3 protein-coding genes are annotated in these 1,500 nt (G+C 71.3%); all 3 read left to right on the top strand.

Features of this window, described 5'->3' with window-relative positions; genetic code table 11:
- Nucleotides 1-627, top strand: a 627-nt coding sequence (locus ACWGE1_RS41050; RefSeq protein ID WP_453425570.1) for a helicase-related protein, incomplete at its 5' end; no start/stop codon positions are given.
- Nucleotides 628-673: 46 nt separating this feature from the next.
- Entirely contained in the window at nucleotides 674-1,078 is a 405-nt protein-coding gene (locus tag ACWGE1_RS41045) for a CBS domain-containing protein (RefSeq protein WP_453425569.1), read from the top strand.
- A 52-nt stretch (nucleotides 1,079-1,130) separates the two neighbouring features.
- A complete protein-coding gene (locus ACWGE1_RS41040) occupies nucleotides 1,131-1,442 on the top strand; it encodes an SCO5918 family protein (protein WP_327736547.1) in 312 nt (103 codons plus the stop codon).
- Nucleotides 1,443-1,500 lie beyond the last annotated feature (58 nt).

Here is a 1,500-nt window from a genome sequence, read left to right as displayed (position 1 = left end):
CTGCACGTCCACGGCGCCGACAAGCACCGGACGACGACGGAGATCGCGGCGCGCGAGGGCCGGGTGATGATGTTCCTGGACACCAAGCACGCCGTCGACCGGCTGACCCAGGACCTGCTGAACAGCGGCGTGCGGGCCGCCGCCCTGCACGGCGGGAAGTCGCAGCCGCAGCGCACCCGCACCCTGACCCAGTTCAAGACCGGGCACGTCACCGTGCTGGTCGCGACGAACGTGGCGGCGCGCGGCATCCACGTCGACAACCTCGACCTCGTCGTGAACATCGACCCGCCGACCGACCCCAAGGACTACCTCCACCGCGGCGGCCGCACCGCCCGCGCCGGCGAGTCCGGCAGCGTCGTCACCCTCGTCACCCCCAACCAGCGCCGCGACATGACCCGCCTCATGCAGGCCGCCGGGATCACCCCGCAGACCACGCAGGTCCGCTCGGGCGAAGAGGCCCTGCACCGGATCACCGGCGCCCAGGCCCCCTCCGGCGTCCCCGTCGTCATCACCGCACCGGTCGTCGAACGCGCCAAGCGCAGCGCCGCTTCCCGGGGCAGGCGACGGCCCGCTTCGACGGCCCGGCGCGTGAGCGTGCGGCAGTCCGCCTTCGATGCGGCGGCCTGAGAAGCACGTGATCAGGAAACTGACCCATCTCTGCAGGAGGTACGTTTTGACGCTGGTCCAGATGCAGCCCCGCTCGGCGAACGCCAACGCTGTGCACCGGACGGTGGACGACGCGATGGAGGCGGCCGGTCCACAGGTATGTGACGACATGACGGTCGAGGTGGCCCTGGCCGTCATGGCCGGCGCCCGCGCGGGTCATCTGCTCGTCTGCGACGAGGACGGCCTGTGCACCGGGCTGGTCACGCAGGCCCAGCTCACCGCCATCCGCGACAGCGCGGCGTACACCGACCGGGTCCGTCTCCGCGACCTGCTGGGGGACCGCGGGCCGGTCGCCTCACCCGCAACCACGATGGCCGAAGCCGAACACGCGATGCGCTACCGCCGGCTCGATGCCCTGCCGGTCGTCGATGAGCAGGGCAGTGCTCTGGGCGTCCTCGCCCTTGCCCGCTGAACCGCCTCACCGCGGCACGGCTGTCCCCGTCTTCTTCTTCCTGTGAGGCAACATGCGCTGTGTCATCGCCCGTTTCCCCTTCGACCTGACCAAGAGCGGTGTCCTGGAGTCGATGAAGGGCATCAAGCCCGAGCAGGTCGTCGGCGAGTCCGTGATCATCGGGCGCCGTACCTACCCCGTCAAGCAGGTCGGGCAGGTCATCACGCGCCAGGACCGCCGCGACTTCAGCGCCGGTGAAGTCCTCCGGGCCATGACCCAGCTCGGGTTCACCTGCCGCGGCCTCCCCCGGGCCGCCGCGCCCAGGCGCGTCCTCAGCCCGCTCCAGCAGGCTTCCGCGATGCTCGGCATCCCGGTGACCGTCTGACGGACAGGACCGGCGCGAGCCGACACCGAACAGCGAGGAGGGCCCGACCGGCACACGC

This window comes from Streptomyces sp. NPDC054932, assembly GCF_053610205.1.
Note: the sequence above shows the minus strand (reverse complement) of the source record. Positions and strands in the feature narration are given on the sequence as shown.